General features: G+C 40.0%; 19 protein-coding genes. 5 read left to right on the top strand and 14 right to left on the bottom strand.

Annotated features, from left to right (window positions below; all coding sequences use genetic code 11):
- Positions 1-3 precede the first annotated feature (3 nt).
- The 10 genes from dapB to ABJF57_RS07720 all read right to left on the bottom strand — a co-directional run bounded on the left by dapB (position 4) and on the right by ABJF57_RS07720 (position 9,347).
- Positions 4-711 (bottom strand): 4-hydroxy-tetrahydrodipicolinate reductase, encoded by a 708-nt coding sequence (gene dapB / locus ABJF57_RS07765; protein ID WP_462233991.1) that lies wholly within the window; start codon positions 709-711, stop codon positions 4-6.
- A 3-nt stretch (positions 712-714) separates the two neighbouring features.
- On the bottom strand, positions 715-1,296 hold the full coding sequence (locus ABJF57_RS07760) for a DUF5683 domain-containing protein (protein ID WP_462233989.1): 582 nt from the start codon (positions 1,294-1,296) through the stop codon (positions 715-717).
- A 115-nt stretch (positions 1,297-1,411) separates the two neighbouring features.
- Complete coding sequence (locus ABJF57_RS07755; protein ID WP_462233987.1) at positions 1,412-2,302, bottom strand: ParB/RepB/Spo0J family partition protein; 891 nt, start codon at positions 2,300-2,302, stop codon at positions 1,412-1,414.
- A gap of 7 nt (positions 2,303-2,309) precedes the next feature.
- Positions 2,310-3,086, bottom strand: a complete 777-nt coding sequence (locus ABJF57_RS07750) for a ParA family protein (RefSeq protein ID WP_462233985.1) — start codon at positions 3,084-3,086, stop codon at positions 2,310-2,312.
- Between the two features lie 156 nt (positions 3,087-3,242).
- Positions 3,243-5,060, bottom strand: a complete 1,818-nt coding sequence (yidC, locus tag ABJF57_RS07745; RefSeq protein ID WP_462233984.1) for a membrane protein insertase YidC — start codon at positions 5,058-5,060, stop codon at positions 3,243-3,245.
- 10 nt (positions 5,061-5,070) lie between these two features.
- Positions 5,071-6,690, bottom strand: coding sequence for a CTP synthase (locus ABJF57_RS07740; RefSeq protein ID WP_462233982.1), 1,620 nt, complete (start codon positions 6,688-6,690; stop codon positions 5,071-5,073).
- A gap of 66 nt (positions 6,691-6,756) precedes the next feature.
- The gene (locus ABJF57_RS07735; protein ID WP_462233980.1) at positions 6,757-7,857 is read right to left on the bottom strand and encodes a TorF family putative porin; all 1,101 of its coding nucleotides are present in this window, start codon (positions 7,855-7,857) and stop codon (positions 6,757-6,759) included.
- A 16-nt stretch (positions 7,858-7,873) separates the two neighbouring features.
- Positions 7,874-8,350 carry a hypothetical protein gene (locus ABJF57_RS07730; RefSeq protein WP_462233978.1) on the bottom strand — a complete coding sequence of 159 codons (477 nt, stop codon included), beginning with the start codon at positions 8,348-8,350 and terminating at the stop codon, positions 7,874-7,876.
- A gap of 2 nt (positions 8,351-8,352) precedes the next feature.
- Positions 8,353-8,775, bottom strand: coding sequence for a hypothetical protein (locus ABJF57_RS07725; RefSeq protein WP_462233977.1), 423 nt, complete (start codon positions 8,773-8,775; stop codon positions 8,353-8,355).
- A gap of 35 nt (positions 8,776-8,810) precedes the next feature.
- Positions 8,811-9,347, bottom strand: a complete 537-nt coding sequence (locus ABJF57_RS07720; RefSeq protein ID WP_462233975.1) for an RNA polymerase sigma factor — start codon at positions 9,345-9,347, stop codon at positions 8,811-8,813.
- 135 nt (positions 9,348-9,482) lie between these two features.
- On the opposite strand from ABJF57_RS07720, the gene ABJF57_RS07715 reads away from it, so the two are divergent.
- Positions 9,483-9,932, top strand: coding sequence for a MarR family winged helix-turn-helix transcriptional regulator (locus tag ABJF57_RS07715; RefSeq protein WP_462233973.1), 450 nt, complete (start codon positions 9,483-9,485; stop codon positions 9,930-9,932).
- Here the strand turns inward: ABJF57_RS07715 and ABJF57_RS07710 are convergent.
- From ABJF57_RS07710 to serA, 4 genes are all read right to left on the bottom strand, one after another.
- Positions 9,929-10,840 (bottom strand): universal stress protein, encoded by a 912-nt coding sequence (locus tag ABJF57_RS07710; RefSeq protein ID WP_462233971.1) that lies wholly within the window; start codon positions 10,838-10,840, stop codon positions 9,929-9,931. The genes ABJF57_RS07715 and ABJF57_RS07710 overlap by 4 nt on opposite strands.
- 149 nt (positions 10,841-10,989) lie before the next feature.
- On the bottom strand, positions 10,990-12,060 hold the full coding sequence (locus tag ABJF57_RS07705) for an aminotransferase class V-fold PLP-dependent enzyme (RefSeq protein WP_462233969.1): 1,071 nt from the start codon (positions 12,058-12,060) through the stop codon (positions 10,990-10,992).
- Positions 12,061-12,117: 57 nt separating this feature from the next.
- Positions 12,118-12,504 (bottom strand): monothiol bacilliredoxin BrxC family protein, encoded by a 387-nt coding sequence (locus tag ABJF57_RS07700; RefSeq protein ID WP_462233967.1) that lies wholly within the window; start codon positions 12,502-12,504, stop codon positions 12,118-12,120.
- Between the two features lie 77 nt (positions 12,505-12,581).
- Positions 12,582-14,474, bottom strand: a complete 1,893-nt coding sequence (gene serA / locus ABJF57_RS07695) for a phosphoglycerate dehydrogenase (RefSeq protein WP_462233966.1) — start codon at positions 14,472-14,474, stop codon at positions 12,582-12,584.
- A gap of 31 nt (positions 14,475-14,505) precedes the next feature.
- On the opposite strand from serA, the gene ABJF57_RS07690 reads away from it, so the two are divergent.
- The 4 genes from ABJF57_RS07690 to nrfD all read left to right on the top strand — a co-directional run bounded on the left by ABJF57_RS07690 (position 14,506) and on the right by nrfD (position 21,824).
- Positions 14,506-15,786, top strand: a complete 1,281-nt coding sequence (locus ABJF57_RS07690; protein ID WP_462233964.1) for a serine hydrolase domain-containing protein — start codon at positions 14,506-14,508, stop codon at positions 15,784-15,786.
- A gap of 194 nt (positions 15,787-15,980) precedes the next feature.
- A complete protein-coding gene (locus tag ABJF57_RS07685) occupies positions 15,981-17,234 on the top strand; it encodes a cytochrome c3 family protein (RefSeq protein ID WP_462233962.1) in 1,254 nt (417 codons plus the stop codon).
- A 115-nt stretch (positions 17,235-17,349) separates the two neighbouring features.
- Positions 17,350-20,448, top strand: coding sequence for a TAT-variant-translocated molybdopterin oxidoreductase (locus tag ABJF57_RS07680; protein ID WP_462233960.1), 3,099 nt, complete (start codon positions 17,350-17,352; stop codon positions 20,446-20,448).
- Positions 20,448-21,824 carry an NrfD/PsrC family molybdoenzyme membrane anchor subunit gene (gene nrfD / locus ABJF57_RS07675; protein ID WP_462233959.1) on the top strand — a complete coding sequence of 459 codons (1,377 nt, stop codon included), beginning with the start codon at positions 20,448-20,450 and terminating at the stop codon, positions 21,822-21,824. Before ABJF57_RS07680 ends, nrfD begins: the two co-directional genes overlap by 1 nt.
- Positions 21,825-21,829 lie beyond the last annotated feature (5 nt).

Genomic DNA, 21,829 nt, shown 5'->3' with positions numbered 1-21,829 from the left:
TAGTTAGTTATCGTTAATAAAGTCTGACATTGTATAAACTCCCTTCTTCTCGCGAATCCATTCGCCTACTTTTACCACACCTTCAGCGAATACGCTCCGGTCATGTGCTGTGTGTGTAATATCGATGGACTCTAAAGGAGATGAATAGCTTACGGTATGAGTACCCGGTACGTTGGGTGTGCGCTCAGAAACTATTCCTAATTTTTTATGATCGGCAGATTCAGCGTTTATCCATTCATCGATGGAAGAGTGGGAGGCCATAATTCCTTCTGCCAGCGTAATTGCCGTCCCACTAGGACTATCTTTCTTTTCTGTGTGATGTACTTCAGTAAGCGATGGTTTGAAATCCAACTGCGCCATTTTCTGAGCAAGCCAATTGTTGAGCTCGAAGAATAAATTCACACCTATGCTGAAATTTGAAGCGTAAAGGAAGGTTCCGTTTGCTGCTTTGCACATTTCATTCACTTCAGGGAGTTTATCAAGCCACCCTGTGGTTCCTGATATTACAGGTGTGCCCTTTTTGAGACAATGAGTGATGTTTTTGAATGCGGATTCAGGCTGAGTAAACTCAATGGCCAGGTCCACATTGGAATCTAAATTCCTGAGATCTGAATCGCCTTGCACAATCAAAGAAACAGTGTGCCCTGCTTCCAAAGCAATTTTCTCGATGGCTTTTCCCATCTTACCATATCCGATCAAAGCAATTTTCATTCGCTAAAATTTCAATACAAAAGAAACTCCTACAGCCTGCGAAAATAATGGAGTTGATTGAATAGATGGCTCTATCCCTAAAGCAAGTTTGTCATTTAGCTTAAACTCTTCAAGATGAGCGGATACATGTGCATCTACTATCTGCAGAATGTAAAATGCTGACCCTAAAATGATTAGAAAGTCTCTATTCCTTCTAAAAACGTCCCTGTTTCTAACCAATGCCGTCTCTGTTGTAATGATGGACTGATAGGGGTTGCTGCCTGAATCTCTGGAGGTAAGAAGCGCGGCATTTCGTAAGCCATGGTACACTTTGTTATTGTAATCGATAAAATGGGCAAAGGTGATTACACCGGCTAAGACTATGGGAACTTTCCAATACTGCTTATTGTAGGCCTGGCCCAACCCTGGGAATATAGCGGATAGGAGTGCAGCTCTTTGTGGATTTAGCTCTGATACTTCTTGAAACAGTTCTGCATCGTCTTCCACTTTTGTGAAGGTGGAATCAGTAATAAGCACAGGTTTATCTTGTGCTTGAAGCATAAAAGCAGCGCTGAAGCTAAATACGAATAGTAGTTTTTTCATCATTCGTGCAATTGCTTCGCAAAGTTCGCGCCTAAAGTGGAAAATGTGAGTGATATTCAGGAAAGATTTAGCGCAAAGTGCTTAGAACTTTGCGCGATCGGCAACAAATCCCAAAAATCTAAATGTCCAAAATTTCTAAGATGCGATTTAAGTCATCTGTTGAGGAGAATGGTATTTTGATTTCCCCCTTGTTTTGATCATTTGATTTTATGGCAATTTTAGACCCAAAGTGGGTCGAAAGTTTGCCCTGGAGCTTTTTAATCTCAGGATCAATAATCCCTGATTTCGCATCAACTTCTTCCTTCTTGCCATTGGACCTCACCAATTCCTCCACCTTTCTTACGGACAGGTCTTGTTTGATGATTTGATTGAAAATATCCAATTGTCTGGATACGTCATCGATAGATATAAGTGCCCTGGCATGTCCCATGCTCAGCTTATTGTCTCTCAAGGCTATTTGTATATCCGGTGGAAGCTTTAGTAAGCGTAGGTAGTTGGTGACCGTGCTTCGGTTTTTCCCAACCCGATCACCAAGCTGCTCCTGCTTTAAATCGCACTCTGCCAAGAGTCGTTGATAACTTAACGCAATTTCAATAGCATTGAGATTTTCACGTTGAATATTTTCTATAAGAGCCATCTCCAGCATCTGCTGGTCATCCGCAATTCTTATGTAGGCTGGAATGGTTTTTAAGCCTGCTTTTTTGCTTGCCTGAAGCCTTCTTTCTCCAGAAATAAGTTGGAATTCTTTTTCACTGAGGGCTCGAACCGTGATGGGTTGAATGATTCCCTGAACTTTAATTGATTCAGCTAAATCATTTAATGCATCTTCATCGAAATCAGTTCGTGGTTGCCATGGATTGGTTTCAATTTTTGAAATCTCAATCTCATCGATTGCTCCTTTTGGCGTTGCGCCAGAGCCACTGATTCTTTCTTTCTCTCCAGAATCTTCTAGAAGAGCTCCTAGTCCTCTTCCTAGGCCAGACCTTTTCTTGAATTTACTCTCTGCCATGATTTCTTCAGGCTGCTTTTACTTCGTTTCTTACTAAAATTTCTTTGGCTAAGTTGAGATAACTTATCGATCCTTTGCTGTCTGCATCATGTGTGATTGCTGGCATGCCAAATCCCGGAGACTCACTTAGTTTAATGTTTCGTGGAATCATGGTGTCGAAAACCATTGACTCAAAATGCATTTTTACTTCTTCTACAACCTGATTGGCAAGGTTCAACCTCACATCATACATGGTGAGAAGAATTCCCTCTATTTCTAAATCTTGATTCAATCGGGTTTGAATGATCTTAATGGTATTGAGAAGTTTACCCAGTCCTTCCAAGGCGAAATATTCGCATTGAACAGGAACAACTACAGAGTCGGATGCAGTGAGGGCATTTATCGTAATCAAACCCAAGGATGGAGAGCAGTCGATGATGATGAAATCATAGTCATCTCTGATTTCAGCAAGAGCCAACTTCATTTTTTCTTCACGCTCTTCAATGTTGACCATTTCTACTTCAGCACCAACTAAATCAATATGAGAAGGTAGAAGGTCTAAAAACTTAATCTGAGTTTCAACAATGCTTTCTTTAGCGCTTGCGCCATCTACCATGCACTCGTAAATACTTACCTCTACGTTCTTGGGATCTATGCCAACTCCCGATGTAGCGTTTGCTTGTGGATCAGCATCTACAATGAGCGTTTTAAATTCTAAAGCAGCTAGACTAGCAGCTAGATTTATAGCTGAGGTCGTCTTACCAACTCCTCCTTTTTGATTTGCAATAGAAATGATCTTACCCATATAATTTTATTTTGAGATGTGATTCCAGGTAGTGTAAAGGACACAAATATATCCAACCTGTTCTCAAGATAGTCATGTTGTGAATAACTTGTGTAAAAAAGAAAAACCTTGATTCAATGAATTCAAATCAAGGTTTTTAACGTAGATATCAACAATCTATTTTTTCTTTTTATTCTTTTTCTGAGCTTCCTGATTTGCTTTCATGGCATCTTCCAGCCTCGTCTGAAATTTTGACTTCTTCTTGTTGACGTTCTTCTTTTTATTCTCCTGGAGTAAGTTATGAATCTTGTCTTCATCAATTATTTTTCTAAATAAGACGGTCTGCCCAAAAGTGGTCATGTTGGATACAAAATAATAGAAGGTAAGCCCTGAAGCGTAGCTATTCAAAACAAATAGGAACATGATAGGCATCATGTACTGAAGTGTCTTCATCGGTCCTTGGACCGTCGTGATTTGACTATTACTCCAGGTATATAGAATTGTAGACAAGGTCATCAGTAGTGTGAATAAGCTCACATGATTTCCATAGAATGGGATGGTGAATGGGAGTGTCAACACACTATCATACGTTGATAAATCATGCGCCCATAAAAAAGACTCCTGCCTTAACTCAACTGCATTTGGAAAGAAGAAGAATAAGGAGAAAAGTATAGGCATTTGCAACAGCATAGGAATACAACCGCTGACAGGATTGATGCCTACTTGTTGATACAATTTCATCTGCTCTTGCTGAGCTTTTTGCATATCGCCATCGTGCTTAGCTTTGATTTCATCAAGCTCTGGTTTCATTGCACGCATCTTAGCCATGGACATGTGAGATTTCCAGGTCAATGGTGAAAGCATCAATCTGATGACAATTACCACGATCAAAATGATTACTCCATAATTGCTAAGGAACCTTTCAAGGAAATGAAAAATGGGAATGATCAAATATTTGTTGACTAGGGGTAGAGGTCCCCAACCCATATCTAAATTCTCTTCGAATTCGGGAGCTACCCTTTTAAGTACGTCATACTTGTTCGATCCGAAGTAGTACCGAGCACTAAATCCATTAACAAAGTCTGAATAAGGTATCAGCATTTGCATGGATAGGTTTTTGACAGATGTAGTATCCGCAAAATCTACCGACTGGCTAACATAGCCAGATTTGAAAGCATTTTTTGCGATGATTGCAGCACTGAAAAACTTTTGCTTGAAAGACACCCATTTCACTTGTGTCCCCAGTGTTTCTTCTTCAAACTCGGTAGATCTCTGTGACAAATCATCATATTCATCATCTGCTCGATAATACCTTACGTTGCTATTCAGACGACTATCGTCCAGGTTGTTTTCAGCACGATTGATCGCATGATACCAGTTGAAATTAACATCGGTTGGATTTAAAATGGTATTCAGTCCTTTTGCTTCAATGCTATAGGCAACCTCAAATCCGGTAGGGGGTATGAGATACTGTTGAGTGATGGAAAAATCTCCATTTGACAGAACGTAGGAGATTTGAGTGGTATCTCCGAAAGTTCTCACATTGTTCGTGAATGATAGATCAGATAGGTTGATGTTTCTTCCACTGTGATCCACAATCAAATCAGTCTTAGATTTAGATCCATCCATCAAGACCAATGGATTTCCCATGTAATCTTTATGATTTTTTAAGATCACATCCTTTATCCTTCCTCCCTTGCTTGAGAAGGAAATCTTTAAATCTTCATTCTCTATGGTTTTCAGCTCTTCTGCCCCTTCACCTGCAAATGCAAATGCACCGTACTTCTGCGTGTTGAGGGAAGCCTGCACTGAGTCAGGAATTGTCTGAATAGTGGAGGGTGTTTCTTCAGGTGTTGATTGAGTAATTGGCTGAGATACCTGCTCTTCCTGAGTTGCTAATTCTTCAGGAGAGGGAGGGTCTGGAGCAAACCAGGTAAAGTAAACTGCCAATAAGGCAAACATTAGGATTAGTCCGATAAATTGATTTCTATCCATTTATTAAGAATTATGCTTCTTGACTTTTCTTTTGGTCAAGCGACGCTTTGATAAATTTTACAAATAGTGGGTGGGGATCCATCACCGTTGATTTCAGTTCAGGATGGTACTGCGTTCCTACAAACCACGGGTGGTCTTTTATTTCCATGATTTCCACGAGGTTGGTGTCCGGGTTAATTCCAGTGGCGGTCATGCCCGCATTTTCATACTCTTCCAAGAACTTGTTGTTAAACTCGTATCTATGCCTGTGGCGTTCCATGATCTTTTTCGAACCATAAGCTGCATAAGCTTTGCTTCCTTTTTTGAGTTCGCAAACATATGCTCCAAGTCGCATCGTACCACCCATATCCTTGATGTTTTTCTGACTTTCCATCAGATCAATGACAGGGTAGGAGGTTTTGGCCATTTCTTTACTGTTGGCTTTTTTCTTTCCAAGCACGTTTCTGGCAAACTCAATGACTGCACATTGCATTCCCAAACAAATGCCAAAGAATGGAATTTTGTTTTCTCGAGCATATTGGACCGCATATATTTTCCCTTCTATTCCACGCTCTCCAAAACCTGGGGCAACCAAAATTCCATCAAGACTACCTAGCGCTTTATGTACATTGTCTCCATCAAGCTCCTCAGCATGTATCCAATGCACATTTACCTTACATTCATTGGCAGCCCCTGCATGAATGAAAGATTCAGCAATGGATTTGTACGCATCCTGTAACTCTACGTATTTACCAATAAGTCCGATGTTTACTGAGTCTGTAGGGTTCTTTAATCTACCTAGGAACTCTTTCCACTTCACAATCTTCGGTTCCTTCTTGTAAGGCATTTTGAATTTAGTGAGCACACGTTCATCCAGTTTTTCTTTCCTCATCAAGATTGGCACATCGTAAATTGTAGATGCGTCTAAAGCTTCGATGACAGAGTTGATAGGAACGTTACAGAAAAGCGCTAATTTTTTTCTAATATCTTGATTAATAGGATATTCGGATCGACATACTAAAATATCAGGCTGTATTCCAGCTTCTAAGAGTTCTTTAACGGAATGTTGAGTAGGTTTTGTCTTCAACTCTCCTGATGCTTTTAGATATGGAATCAATGTCAGATGTATGGAAATGCTGTTTGTAGGGCCAAGTTCAAATTTGGCTTGCCTTACGGCTTCCACAAATGGCAGTGATTCAATGTCACCTACACAACCACCGATTTCAGTGATTACCACATCGTACTTTCCAGTCTCACCAAGTTTATAGATGTTGTTTTTAATTTCGTCTGTTATGTGTGGGATAACCTGGACGGTTTTTCCGAGAAATTTCCCTTGTCGCTCTTTTTGAATAACGTTATAATAAATTCGTCCAGTCGTAACATTGTTGGCCTGTGAGGTTTCTATGCTAAGAAATCGCTCATAGTGACCCAGATCCAAATCTGTCTCTGCTCCATCATTTGTGACGTAGCATTCTCCATGCTCGTATGGATTAAGTGTGCCCGGATCAATGTTGATGTAAGGGTCAAATTTCTGAATGGTTACGGATAAGCCTCTGGCCTGTAGTAATTTACCGAGAGAAGCTGCGATGATTCCTTTTCCTAGGGAAGATGTTACACCGCCCGTAACAAAAATGTATTTCGTTTTAGACATGAAGAGCGTTTTCCTTTTCCTTGTTACGGGATGCAAAGGTAGGTTATTATTCCTTTTCGGCAGTGATTATTTGAAAGGTATTCTGTAGGAAATTGAAGCACCGAAATATCCGATAGGATCCACCTCAATAAACTCACCTGGTAATTGGACTGGAATGCTATAGGTATAACTTAAAAGAAGGTAGAATCGATTGGTTGACAATGAGAGGGGTAGGGTGAGTGCATAATTTAATATTCCGAACTTGTTGCTATCCCTAAACTCAGTTATCTCGTATCCTTCATTGGCAATTGTTTGCAAAGCTTGCTGATTTTCAAGTGTTAATTCTTCTGCATTTCTTAAGTTGATTAACAGCTCATTTCTCTCCTGTTCTGTTATTACTTGATTATTGAATGAACGGAAAATGAGCAAAGCCATAAATCTTCTTTGATCGTCTGTTAGATTGGCAAAAGAATCTATTCGCCTGATACGATTCGCCGTTTGCTCACTGACTTCACGATTGGTGATTCGCAATTGAGTAATGTCACTATTACCTGCCATCATACTTGCAGATGGATAAAGGCTTATACTTTTGAATATCCACCATTTACCAAGGTTAATCGTTCCCGTAAGGTTGGTTATGATTCTGTTTGCTGTTTCTTCTCCAAAAAGAAATGAATAGTCAACAGAAGCAAACCCCCATTTGAAATCGTAAGTGAGTGAACTTCCTGCTGAATAAGTGAGTGGGTTATTGGATGAATCCTTTGGGTTGTAAAACCACCGTTCGGCGTCTAGCGAATAGCTCCATTTTGGGTTCTGAAAATTACCTAGATAACCGGCTGACAAGATTGTTGGATTGTAGCCAGGATCAACTCCGCTATTCCAATACCCTGCTAAATCTCCATAGAAACCAGATTTATGGTAATAGGATAGTCCTGGAGATAAGCCACTCTGACTCAGGTTATAATCGCGGCCTGCACTTGTCACGTTTGTAGTAAATCCAAATCGCACATTGAGCTCACTTGAAGGCTTGGCGTCTAAAGAAAAAAGACTATCGATAAGGTTGAATATGGATAGGGAATCCAATTCATCCTCAATTGCTCTCAGCTGCTCAGCATAGCTCAAAGTATCTTGCGATTGAGAAGGTAGCGCTATGGTCAGCAGCACCATTATGGTGACTGTCCGATTCATCAGGTAGGGGTAGGTGTTAGTTACGTCGATCGTTCAGCCGATCGTTGTTTCTTTTTTGTTTCTGGCGCTGCATTTGCTGAGCGCGTATCCTTCGCAAGAGCATTTCTTTAAAGTCATTTTCAGCTTTGCGCAAGTTGTTTAGTTGACGTGAAGTGATCACTTTTAAAATTCTATCAGAATATTCACGCTCCAACTTTAACTGTCGTTCCTTCACCTGATTGGCCATTTCCAGCATTTTTTTATTCTCCTCTTCAGTTGCCTTGTTTGGGTCAAATGTCCTTCTGGCTTGATTGAAATCTTTTCTAATCAATTGTCTTTCCTTACCAAACTCACGATAGATAGGCCAGAATTTTTCTGCTTGTTGAGGAGTTAGTTCTAGCCGTTCGGTTATGAGTGCAATTTTAGCAGCTTCGATCTTTTTCAAAGCTTCTGGACTTTGTCCGAAAGCTCCAACCGAGCTGCATACTACGATTAATAATAATATTCTTTTCATCTTTATAAGTATTCGTCTGCTAATTCATATTCTAATAGTACGTTATCAATGGATTCGTCACCTATGTCAATGCCATCTAACACGTTTGTATCTTCAAATTCCAATTCATTGACTTCATCTCCAATGGCTGAAGCAATATCGTATTCATCCAGATCTATTTGATCCAGATAGGCTATTATCTCTTCTTGGGATATTTCTGCGAGGAGTTCTTCCGTGCTTGGATTACTTTCTGGTATGATAAATATGAAAGTAACCAGCAAAAGGACGGATGCTGCCAAGGCCAAACTCCATGCTGGAATTTTAACACTTCGAGGTTTTTGCTCTTTTGCAATCCGCGTTTGGATCTTTAAGGACAAATCTTCAAAGTATCCTTCTGGCACTTTGAAGGCTTCCTTTTTGTCGATATCGTCAAGTTTGTATTTCATCCGTTGTTCTTTAGATCATTTAACCAGCAAAAGGTTTAATCAGTATTTATAAAATCTTCAATTTTTTTGACTGCATGGTGATAGCTTGCTTTGAGGGCTCCAACACTGGTTCCTGTAATTTCCGCTATCTCTGCAAACTTCATATCTTCAAAGTATTTCATGTTAAATACCATTCGTTGTTTATCAGGTAGTTTTAATAATGCTTTCTGAAGCTTCATTTCTACTTCATCGCCTGATGGCTCTGTAGAGTTGACTAGCTTTTCAGTCAACTCTCCTTCTAGATCATGAATGGGTAAAAAGAAACGTTTCTTTTTCTTTTTGAGAAAGTTGAGGCATTCATTAGTTGCTATCCTGTAGATCCAGGTGTAGAGTTTTGAGTCCTCCCTAAACTTGCCAAGGTTATGCCAGACTTTTACGAAAATTTCCTGGACGAGATCATCTGCGTCATCATGATCAATAACCATTTTTCGGACATGCCAATAAATGCGTTCTTGATACTCTCGTACGAGCAAATTAAACCCGTAATTGCGAGTCTCTTCTTCACGAATCTTTTCTATGATAAGATCTTCCAAATTTTTTCAGGTGGGTACGAGGCTTAGATGTTAAAGATAGGTGAAGGTTTAATCTCCTCGCCAAATTATTTTGTAAAGGCAACCTTTTTTAAGGAATGTTGTTACATTTAATGTAATTGTATTTAAAATATATCTATGGGTATTGCAGAAGAGATAAAGCAACAAAAGTTTAAGAGTGAATTTTCAAAAGCCATTGTCAATATTATTTATACCAACTCATGGTTAAATCAGGAAAATTTGCAATTGTTTAAGTCCTATGGACTCACCACACCGCAATTCAACATTCTACGCATATTGAGGGGACAACATCCAAAACCAGCTACTGTAAATTTGCTGATTGATAGAATGCTTGACAAAAGCTCTAACGCATCACGCATCATTGATAAATTGGAACAAAAAGAATTGGTGATCAGAAGGCAGTGCTCAAATGATCGCAGAGCTGTAGATGTATTGATATCCAATAAAGGATTGGAGCTACTTGAAGAAATGGATGAAAAAATGAGTGACTGGGAATCATCCATCAATACGCTCACAGAGCAGGAAGCCCAGACGCTCAACGGTCTGCTTGATAAATTGCGGAGTTAACTCAAATCGATAAGCGATTCCAAGATACCCGCGACAGCCCCTTTCTTTCGGATAATCATTAATGGTATATCTTCATTTATCCGAATCATGCGTTCAGATTTGCTTCCAATAAACAGGGCAGAGGTAGTGGTTCTACCTTTTGCTCCCATAACGATTAAGTCAACTTTCTTTTTGGTGGCTTCTTTCAAAGCCAGATCAATTATTTTACCATCTTTATCAAGTGAGCAAACTGGAATTAATTCTTGAGAATCTTTTGCCACATTCTTGATTAAAATCTCAAGGTCTTTTGTTGCATGACCTTTCATGATTTCAGCAAACTCTTCATAGGTTTTGCCAGAATACCGATAGCTTGATGGAACCTGATAGACGTTCTGAAGATATACTTTCGATTTCAATTCTTTCGTGAGAAGCATGGTTCTTCCAAGCGAAAGTGAAGAATAATCAGAGAAATCTACAGGGATGAAGATTTTATCAAACTTAAGTTCCACACCTTCCGGTATAAGAAGGAGGTTACATGGCGACCTTCTGGCCACTCGGGTGCTTAAAACTGAATCACTTACTTTTTTTCTACCGAGAACAATTAAATCTGACTTTATTTCGTCAGCGGCTCGAAGTATTTCTTTTGTTTCTCCACCTTGACGGACAAGTATTTTTGTGGACACATCACACTTGAAATGACTGCCTATCAACTTTTTGATTTCATCCTTTCGTTCATCCAGCGCTTTGTCTAGAAGGTCGGGAAATTCTTTAAGTACTGATTCGGGAAGGTTAAAATCTTTGATGATGTTGAGAAAAGTGATTTCTTCTGTTCCAGCAATTTTGCTTATTGAACATGCATTCTCAATAAGCTCCTTATCCATGTCTGAATGGCCAAGGCAAACGATGATTTTTTTAAGCGGTGTGATCAACTTTATAGGCGTTTATAGGTGCAAAGGTATTATTGATATTTGATGAATCAGCAATCATTATTCTCTTTTTCAAAATATTTTTTCTTAAAATATGCATGTTGATAAAATAATACTCTGAAAACTGCAAAATGTTTCACCTAAACAGAATATTATTCTACTTTGTCCATTAAGTCGCAGATCATTTCGATGGACTCCTTCGAGTGCGTAGGGAAGTTAGCTATTCTGATATGATTTTCCTTGTTAACACCATAGCCATCTCCCAATATCAAACCCTTCTTTTGGAAGAATCTAAGTATTTCTCCTGATTTTTCTGTTTTGGCAACAACTGTCGTTTTTGAGCGATGTTCTTTTGATGTCACAAAATGATCAAGCTGTGAATGATTAGACACCATTTGGTTAAGAATTGCTGCTTTGTAAGTGGTGTCATTGCGCATCTTTTTGACGCCCATTTGCAAAATGTCTTTGGCTATTTGACCCAATAGGTATATGAATAACATGTTGGGTGTTTCTGGAGTCTGATGCTTACTTCCGAACCTTTTCAGATTCGGAAGCGCTCTGTAAGATCCGAGCGATGAATTTTCTGCTCTTTTAATTGCTACTTCATGGCACCTTTTGTTGGCAATCCATACACCAAGTCCGCTAGGCATACCAAATGCTTTTTGTACAGAAAAGTATGCTGTATCTACGTTTTTGAAGTTTATTGGAAGGGAAGGAGCTGCGCTAACGATATCTAAAGCAATTAATTTATCTGGATAAATATGTCTAAGATTTTCCAATTCTTCTTCAAGAAAAGTGTGGCCCACACTCGTCTCATTCTTTGTAACTCCTATCAATTCTGCTTTTTCAGGCACTTCCCATGAGCTAAAGGTTCCGCCATCAGCAACTTCACTCAACGTACTTTCTTTTGCATGCTGAGTCGCAAAATCATAAAACTTTTTACTGAAAGCTCCATTAATGAAATGATGCGAACTTGATTGAATTAAATTTTGAATGATTCGATCCCAAGCTTCATTGGCAGAGTTGAGAAAATAGATGTCATATCCTTCTGGAAGCTCCAATAACTCCACAAGAGCTTCTGTGGTTTCTTGCATTACCTTAATGAATGCGGAACTTCGATGAGAGATGGAAGGAATGTCGTTGAATATAGCTTTCTTGAGATGCTCTTCAAAAGTGTAGAAAAGTTGAGAGGGCCCGGGAGTAAAGTAGATTTTATTAGACATAAAAAAAGCTCTTGAATTAAGAGCATTATAATATTAAAATAAAGATTTAGGTTCCTTTCAAACCCTTGTTTCCATCCATTTAAATGTTCTGTTAATAATCTTAAGCGCGAGTTTGATCTTTTTCACACTGATCATTTCTCTTGACTCATCATACATCGTAACTCCATCGGCGAAAAGTAGAACTTGAGGGTACTCGTTAATTACACCGGCCATGTCAGTCACCGTCTCTGTAAGATCTTTATCCTTCATTACATCAATGATGTATAAGTCTAAGTCTTCAGGGGAAATACTCCAATCTCTTTTGAGCGTTTCCATAGCTTGCGTGCTCTCCGGTGAGGAAGGTCTATGCTTAAAAACAAGCGCAGGTTTCTCTTTCGAGCGTTCAACTAGTCGGTTGAACTCATCTATTGTACTCAGCGATTTCCAGTTAAGCGGATAACTCATTGTTAACAATTTAGCTTATATAAACGTTTTAATAAGCTCTTTCGGTTGGGTGGTTAGCGATAAAATTTGCATTAAATCTAATATAAAACTCTGAATCTAAGGGTACCTCTCACCCTTTTTAAATCTTTTATTGCCTCCTCTTTATAGTTCTTGTCTATATCAGTGATAACGTAACCAATTACATCGTTCGTTTTTAAGTATTGGCCAACGATATTAATGCCATGTTTAGCCAGCACATTATTAATGTCTGCTAATACACCAGGTTCATTTTTATGAATATGAATGAACCGATGAGCTTGACTCAAACCTGGCAAGGTGATGTTTGGGAAATTAACGCTATTGGTCGTTGATCCAGTATTGATATACTCGATTATTTTAGAGGGAACAAAGTCTGCAATATTTTCTTGTGCTTCTAGTGTACTTCCTCCCACGTGAGGGGTCAAAATAGTGTTTCTTTTCCCTAGAAGGGGTGATTTAAATGGATGATCATTAGTTAAAGGCTCTTCTGGGAACACATCAACACTAGCTCCATGTATCTTACCACTTTCAATATTCGAAGCTAAAGCTTCAATATCAACAATGTGTCCTCTACTCAAATTGATAAACACGACACCATGCTTCATCAATTCAAACTCTCTTGTAGAAATGATATTTTCATTGGCCTCACGACCGTCTACGTGAATGCTGATTATGTCCGAACTGGACAAAAGCTGTTCGATACTTTGGCACGACGTTGCATTGCCTAATGCTAACTTTTCTTCAATATCAAAATATTGAATGTTTAAACCAACGGATTCAGCTATCACTGAAAGCTGTGATCCTATTTTACCATATCCAATGATTCCAAGTGTTTTTCCACGGATTTCAAAACTCCCATTTGCTGATTTATTCCACCTACCCTGATGCATCATGCTCATTTTGTCAGGTAGATTTCGCATGAGCATGATGATCTCTGCAAGCGCCAGTTCCACTACCGATCGCGTATTTGAAAAGGGTGCATTAAAAACAGCAATACCTTTTCTAAGTGCGGATGAAAGGTCTATCTGATTTGTGCCTATACAAAAAGCTCCAATGGCCAATAATCTTTTGGCGTTAGCTAAAACCTTATCTGTGACCATCGTTTTTGAGCGTATTCCTAACACGCTAACATCTTTGATGGCTTTTGCAAGCTCATCTTCGGTCATGCCTCCAGCATATACTTCAACCTGATAACCTTCTTTTTTTAACCTATTTACAGCATTTTCATGAATGTTTTCAAGCAACAACGCTTTGATTCTGTTTTTGGGATAGGAGTGTGCTCTTTCAAGATTTTGAGTGAAAAGAAACTCATCAAGCGAAGGAGCTTCGTGATCCGCTTCATTCAGAATCTTTTCTCTTCTCACATTTTCAGTAAACGCATAAAACTTATGAGCTAAACCTGCTTTTTTTATTTCAAAATCTGTAAACCCATCCCCGAGAACAAATACTTCCCCATCCAAATTGAGACTTTCTATTTGATTGGCTTTGCCATTGTTTTCAGATAAAAGATTGCCTTCATCAAAGCCAACAATGTTGCCATTCGAGTCATAAATAAATTCATTGCCAAATACGTTTTCTTCCTTGATCCCAAACCTCTTAACAATTGGGACAATGAAATCTTTGAATCCATTTGACACAATGAAAATTTGTGTTGAATATTTAGTTATAAACGCTGTATTTCTTTTAAATGAAGGGGAAACAAGTGACTCTAATCGTTCCACGAGCTCTGGCAAATGGTCTCTATGAGCTTTTAAAATATCAACGCGCTTTTTTAAAGATTCCCTGAAAGACATTCCTCCCTCCATGCCCTGATCAGTAATCAGCTTAATTTCTTCAATGGCTTTCGCTTGATTTTCGCTATTCTTGAGAGAGATTTCAGCAAGTACATCGAGTGCTTCTACTTGTGTGAAAGTGCTGTCGAAATCAATTATGAAAAATTTGGTTTGCTCCATTGATTATCTAAATAAGCGTCAAAAATAGAACATGCTCAAACTCCAACACGGGATATTTATACTTTTCTTTTTTGCAATCGTTTCCGCCAATGCGCAGGCGGTAGAAACCATGCGAAATAGTATCGATAGTGTTGTCTATGAAGCGATAAATGCAAAGGCATTCCCCGGTTGCGTGGTGTATGCAAGCAAGGGCGATAGCGTATTTTTCATGCGATCGTATGGTCATCATACCTATGATTCATTGAGGAGGGTAGCCGTTAATGATGTGTTTGATCTGGCATCCATTACAAAGGTGGTGGGAGGTACTCTGGCAATGATGAAGCTGTATGATGAAGGTCATTATCAACTTGAAGATCCGATTGGAAGATACATTGATAAAATTGGGAAAATTGGAAAGGTCACCTTTCGAGAGGTGATGGCTCATCAGAGTGGTCTATATCCCTGGATACCCTACTATCAAGAGGTAAGGAGAAAGAACGGAAATTTCAAAAAAAACACACTCTCATTTACGCCCGACGAAGACTATACATATGCACTAAGCGACAGCCTTTATCTGCATGCCGGGTTTTATGAAAAAATCAAGAAAATGATAAAGAAAAGTGATGTCTCCAAGGAGAAGAAATATCGCTATTCTGGTTTGTTCTTTTACTTAATTCCAGAGCTGGTGGAAAGATTTACAGGCATGTCATATGAAGATTATTTAGTAGAAAATTTTTATGCCCCACTTGGAGCGAAAACACTGAAATTCAACCCATTAGAAAGCATTTCATCTAAACAGATTGTCCCAACGGAAATTGACACATTCTTTCGAATGGAGTCGATTCATGGTAAGGTTCATGACGAGGGCGCTATCATGATGAAAGGGGTGTCAGGTAATGCCGGCTTATTTAGCAATGCGCAGGATCTTGCCGCCGTACTTCAACTCTTTTTAGCCAATGGAAAAGTGGATAGTCTTCAATTGCTCTCGCCTCAAACTATTCAGCTTTTTACTGCTGTTCAATATCCGAGCAATGAAAATAGGAGAGGGCTCGGCTTTGACAAGCCATTGCTGACTTATGACTCCATAGCCAGTAGCGTAGCAAAAAGTGCAAGTTTCTTTAGCTATGGACATACAGGGTATACGGGTACCTTAGCTTGGGTGGATCCAGAGACTGATCTTATTTTCATCTTTCTTACCAATAGAGTATATCCTTCCCGGACATACAGAGCTTTGTATCAACAGAATGTGAGACCCACAATTCATCAGTTCATTTATGATTATTTGCAGGCGATTGAAAGGCAACCGGACGACCCTGTCGAAAACACCAAATAAACAACGCGAATTGCTTATTTAAAATTATTCTAAATAAGGTCTTTTTTTGGTTTTTTTTTATTCTTAAACTGCTGAATTACATGGGGTTACGAAACAGAGCGTCCTAATGGTAAGTGGGGGTTATAACCCACCTTTGAAAAACAACTACCCAATGTTACTTTTGTACGCGTTTGATCTCAAGCCCATCGGAATACATGTTTAAAACAACACCGAATCTAACCAAAATCTTCCTAGGCCTTGCCCTTGGAATATTTGCATCTACGAGCCTTTCAGCTCAAGAAATCTCAACAGACGAAAGCGTAATTGCAGCCGGAGAATCTACTTTCAAGACCAACTGTACCACGTGTCACAGGATCTGGGAAGTACGAATTGGTCCAGCTCTAAGCGGCGTATCAGAAAAAAGGTCTGTGGAGTGGCTGAACTCGTGGATTAAGAATTCACAAGCATTGATCGCTTCAGGAGACGAAGATGCCATTGCTATTTACGAAGAATACAATCAGACATTGATGCAAGCCTTTCCATTCAATGACGATCAGGTCATGGAATTGCTAGCATATATTAAGGCTGAGACAGCTAAAGGGCCTCCTGTAGCAGTAGAAGACCCCAAGAATCCTGAGAATCCAACTGGGGATTCCATTTCATCCTCATACTTGATGGCGGTAATCATCATACTTGTCGTGGTACTGTTGCTAGCCGTTATCGCCTTGATAATTGCTGCGAAAACACTAGTTAAGCATCTGAAAGATGTGAAAGGATTGGATGAGGCAGAACAGGAGATCGTTTCGCAAGAGTTTAACGTTGGAGCATTTCTTAAAAGCAACAACTTTGTTGGCTTGGTTATTTTCATTTTCACCATCATCGTGTTAAAAACATTGATTGATGGCGCATTTACCATAGGTGTGCAGCAGGGATACCAGCCAACACAACCAATTGCCTTTTCGCATGAGATACACGCAGGGCAATATGAAATCGATTGCCAGTATTGCCATACAGGCGTCAATAAATCAAAATCGGCAAATATTCCTTCACCTAACATTTGTATGAACTGTCATACACAGGTAAAAACTGAGTCTGAAGAAATAGCAAAGATCTATGCGGCCATCGATTATGATCCGGAAACAAAAACGTACGGAACGAACACTAAGCCGATAGAATGGGTAAGGATTCACAACCTTCCTGACTTGGCTTACTTCAACCACTCACAGCACGTCAATGTAGCTGACCTTGAGTGTGAGACATGTCACGGTCCTATAAAGGAAATGGAAGTGGTCTACCAATACTCATCATTGACCATGGGGTGGTGTATCAATTGTCATAGAGAAACGGATGTAAATACCAAAGGAAACGAATATTACGATAAGCTTGTGAAGCTGCATTCCGAGCAAAGCAAGGAGCCAATGAAGGTCGAGGATATTGGTGGGTTAGAATGTGCTAAATGTCACTATTAATATTCGAAAACAGCTTGATCTAAATGAAATGTGCATGACTAAAGAAGAACCAGGAGTTGAGAGAGTAAACATCATGCGAATTCCATGAGGCCGTTGAAAAAACGAACAAGAACGAATGAAAGAAACTAAGAAATACTGGAAAGGGATAGAGCAACTGGAAAACACTGCAGATTTCCAGCAAAGAGCTTCGAAAGAATTCCCTGAATATTTACCGATCAATGGTGGCGAAAATGGAGAGCCTTCCAGAAGAGACTTTCTGAAATTGATGGGATTCGGCGTAGCAGCAGTTTCCTTAGCTGCATGTGAAGCTCCTGTTAGAAAAGCCATTCCTTATGTAAATAAACCTATGGATGTTGATCCAGGGGTGGCAAATTATTATGCTTCTACCTATGCAATGGGTAACGATGTGGCTTCTGTTGTGGTAAAAACGCGAGAAGGAAGACCCATTAAAATTGAAGGCAATGACCTTTCAATGATCAGCCAAGGAGGAACATCTACACAAGTTGAATCTTCGGTGCTTTCATTGTATGACGGAGAAAGGTTACAGAATCCAAAAATTGGAGGAGAAGACACCGATTGGGAAACCATCGATGATAGAATAAAAACTGAACTTTCTGCAAACGCTGGAAAGATCACTATCCTTTCATATTCCAATTGTAGTCCAAGTACTACAAGAGCCATTCAGGTTCTAAGAGATACTTATGGTGAAGTCGATCATGTGCAGTATGATCCTCTTTCGATGAGTGGAATGCTTGATGCATATGGAGATGCAACAGGTTCAAGAAGCCTGCCGATGCATGATTTCTCCAAAGCGAGCACTATTGTTTCCATCACCGCTGATTTCCTAGGCAACTGGCCAAACCAAGCCCTTAACAACAGACAGTTTGCTTCTACTAGAAAGCTAGGTCCGGATAAGAAAGAAATGTCCAGGCTTTATGCTTTTGAGTCCAATCTCTCATTGACAGGTTCCAATGCAGACTACCGTCAACCAATCAAGCCTTCCCAAGAAGGGCTTTATGTTGCAAATCTTTACAATCTACTTGCACAAAAGGCTGGCGCAGCAGCAATAGGAACAGCCAGACTTGAAGATACGGTTATGCTTGAAAAAGCAGCCAATGACCTTTGGAGATCTCGTGGGAAATCGATGGTTGTTAGTGGATCAAACGATAAAAATGTTCAGCTTCTTGTTATTGCAATCAATGATTTGCTTCAGAGCTATGGTTCTACGATTGACTTAACGAAAAGTGTAAATACACGAAAAGGTGACGACACAGCATTTACTCAATTGGTAAGTGATGTAAAAGGAGGAGTAGTAGGAACGGTTATGTTTTATAATTGTAATCCAGCTTACGATCATCCAATGGGGGCTCAGTTAGTGAGCTCATTGGGCAAGGTAAAGACCACCATTTCTACGTCAGATAGAATGGATGAGACGAACAGCTCAGTAAAATACCTTACACCTGATCACCATTACTTGGAGTCATGGAATGACTTCGAGCCTGTAACTGGTCATATTACGCTTTCACAGCCAACGATTCAAAATATTTTCAATACCAGACAGGCACAAGAATCTTTCTTAAGATGGTCTGATAATGATGCTACCTACTACGATTTTGTTAGAGAAGGATGGCAATCATTTGCATCAGGTGATTTTAATGGGTTCTTCGACAAATGTCTACATGATGGATTCTACAATGTAGAGGCTACCGGAGATAGTCCTTCGGTAACTGTTGACGCAGTGGTAGTAGGAGGCAATCTGAAAGGATATTCAGCAAAATCAGATGGATTGGAACTAGCGCTGTACGCAAACTACTCGGTAGGAGATGGTGTGCAGGCGAACAATCCTTGGTTGCAGGAGATGCCAGATCCTATTACAAAAGCTTGTTGGGATAATTATTTCACTGTATCACCTCGCCAATCCAGAGAAAATGGATGGTTCGTAAAAGATGGAGATATGGATTACAAGGTAGCTACCTTGACCATCAATGGAATGTCTGTTACTGCTCCAGTTATACCACAACCTGGTCAGGCCTTTGGTACCGTTGGGTTAGCGGTAGGATATGGAAGAACGAAAGCTGGAAAAGTAGGAAATGATGTAGGTGTGAATGCCTACCAACTGATAAGCAGCTCTGCTAATGGATTAACTTTTAGTGGAAAAGCAACACTCGAACTGAACGGCGAGGAACGTAAAGTTGCTCAAACACAAACCGCACAGACCTACGCAGGTAGAGAGACGGTGATTCAAGAAGCCACGCTGGGTGAGTATCAAAAAGATCCTCAGGCAGGTAGAAGCTTCCCAATGATCTCAAAAGCTGATGGTACGAAAGTAAGGCCTCATGCAGTTTCTCTTTGGAAAGGACACGAATACCCGAATCACCATTGGGGAATGATCGTAGATCTGAATTCTTGTACAGGATGCGGAACGTGTACGGTAGCTTGTCAAACTGAGAATAATATCCCAGTTGTTGGAAAGGATGAGGTGTTGAATAGAAGGGAAATGCACTGGATTCGAATCGATAGATATTACAGTAGCAGGGAAGAAAGCAAGATTACAGAGGAAGATTTAGATTCTAATATTGTAAGCCTTGCCGAAGTAGCGGCCGATAACCCTGAGGTTACCTTCCAGCCGATGATGTGCCAGCAATGTAACAATGCTCCTTGTGAGACTGTTTGTCCCGTTGCTGCTACTACTCACAGCAGTGAGGGACTCAACCAAATGACTTACAACAGATGTATTGGTACAAGATATTGTGCAAACAACTGTCCATATAAAGTACGTCGATTCAACTGGTTTAAGTACCATGACAATGCTCAGTTCGATAAGAACACCCCGATGAACAATGACCTGGGTAAGATGGTGCTGAATCCGGATGTAACGGTGAGAGCAAGAGGAGTAATGGAAAAATGTACTTTCTGTGTTCAACGTATTCAGTCAGGTAAATTGGATGCGAAGAAAGAAGGTAGAAGACCTGTTGATGGTGAAATCCAGACAGCTTGTGCCAAATCATGTCCTACCGATGCATTGGTATTCGGAGATATGAAAGATCCGGAAAGCAGAATATCTCAAACATTGAAGTTGAAGTACAATGATAAGAGTGTTGAAGCTACAGAAGATAGAGCTTATCATGTACTAGAGGAGCTAAGGGTGATGCCAAATGTTTGGTATCTCACTAAAATCAGAAATAAAGACAACAACGATAAACTAGAAGCATAATGCACGCAGAATCAGAAGTACGGATACCCTTAGTAACGGGTGGAAAGACAGTCCACGATGTTTCTGAGGATATTGCTGGAAGAGTAGAGCAAAAACCTACGGTAACGTGGATGCTTGCCATGGCTGTCTCTTTGGCACTTCTCCTAGCTGGAGGGTATGCAGTAGCAATCACCCTTTGGGATGGAATCGGAATGTGGGGGCTTAACAAGACTGTAGGATGGGCTTGGGATATCACCAACTTTGTTTGGTGGGTAGGTATTGGTCACGCAGGAACTCTTATCTCAGCCGTTCTTTTACTGTTTCGTCAACGGTGGAGAATGTCCATTAACAGGGCATCAGAAGCGATGACAATTTTCGCTGTAATCTGTGCTGCTATGTTCCCGGTTTTGCATATGGGACGTCCTTGGCTAGGATTTTACTGGGCTTTGCCGCTTCCAAATACATTTGGATCTTTATGGGTAAACTTCAATTCACCACTGCTTTGGGATGTTTTTGCGATATCAACGTACTTCTCTGTCTCATTGGTATTCTGGTATATCGGGCTTATCCCTGATTTTGCAACCATTAGAGATAGAGCAAAGAATAAAATTTCTCGTGCCATTTACGGAGCACTTAGCTTTGGATGGACCGGAGGTGCAAAAACCTGGTCACATTACGAAACTGTGTCTTTGGTACTTGCTGGATTAGCAACACCATTGGTACTTTCCGTGCACACGATTGTATCCTTTGACTTTGCAACTTCAGTGATTCCAGGATGGCATACAACTATCTTCCCTCCATATTTCGTAGCAGGAGCGATCTTCTCTGGATTTGCGATGGTACTAACCCTGCTATTAGTTACCAGAAAAGTGTACAAACTTGAAGACTACATCACAATTCAGCACATAGAGCTGATGAATATTGTTATCATCGTAACGGGATCAATTGTTGGTATAGCCTATATCACAGAGTTTTTTATAGCTTGGTATTCTGGAGTAGAAGCCGAGCAGTACGCTTTTATCAATAGAGCAACAGGACCATACTGGTGGGCATACGCGTCAATGATGACTTGTAATGTGATTTCACCTCAGCTCTTCTGGTTTAAGAAAATTAGAACGAATCTGGCAGCCACTTTCGTCATTTCCATAATTGTAAATATCGGGATGTGGTTTGAGCGATTTGTAATTATTGTAACCTCGCTTCATAGAGACTTCTTGCCTTCAAGTTGGGCCATGTTTTACCCGACAATGTATGATGTAGGAGTTTATGTTTTCACTTTCGGACTGTTCTTCACAGCATTCTTCCTGTTTGCGAAGTTCTTTCCAGTGATCAACATGGCTGAAGTGAAAAGTATTATTAAAGCAACTGGAGAAAAACCGACTCAGTCGGGTAAATAAAAAGA

Origin of the sequence: Ekhidna sp., from assembly GCF_039940915.1 — a bacterium.
GTDB lineage: Bacteria > Bacteroidota > Bacteroidia > Cytophagales > Cyclobacteriaceae > Ekhidna.
The sequence above is the reverse complement of the archived record's forward strand: the minus strand, read 5'-3'. Positions and strand labels throughout refer to the sequence as shown.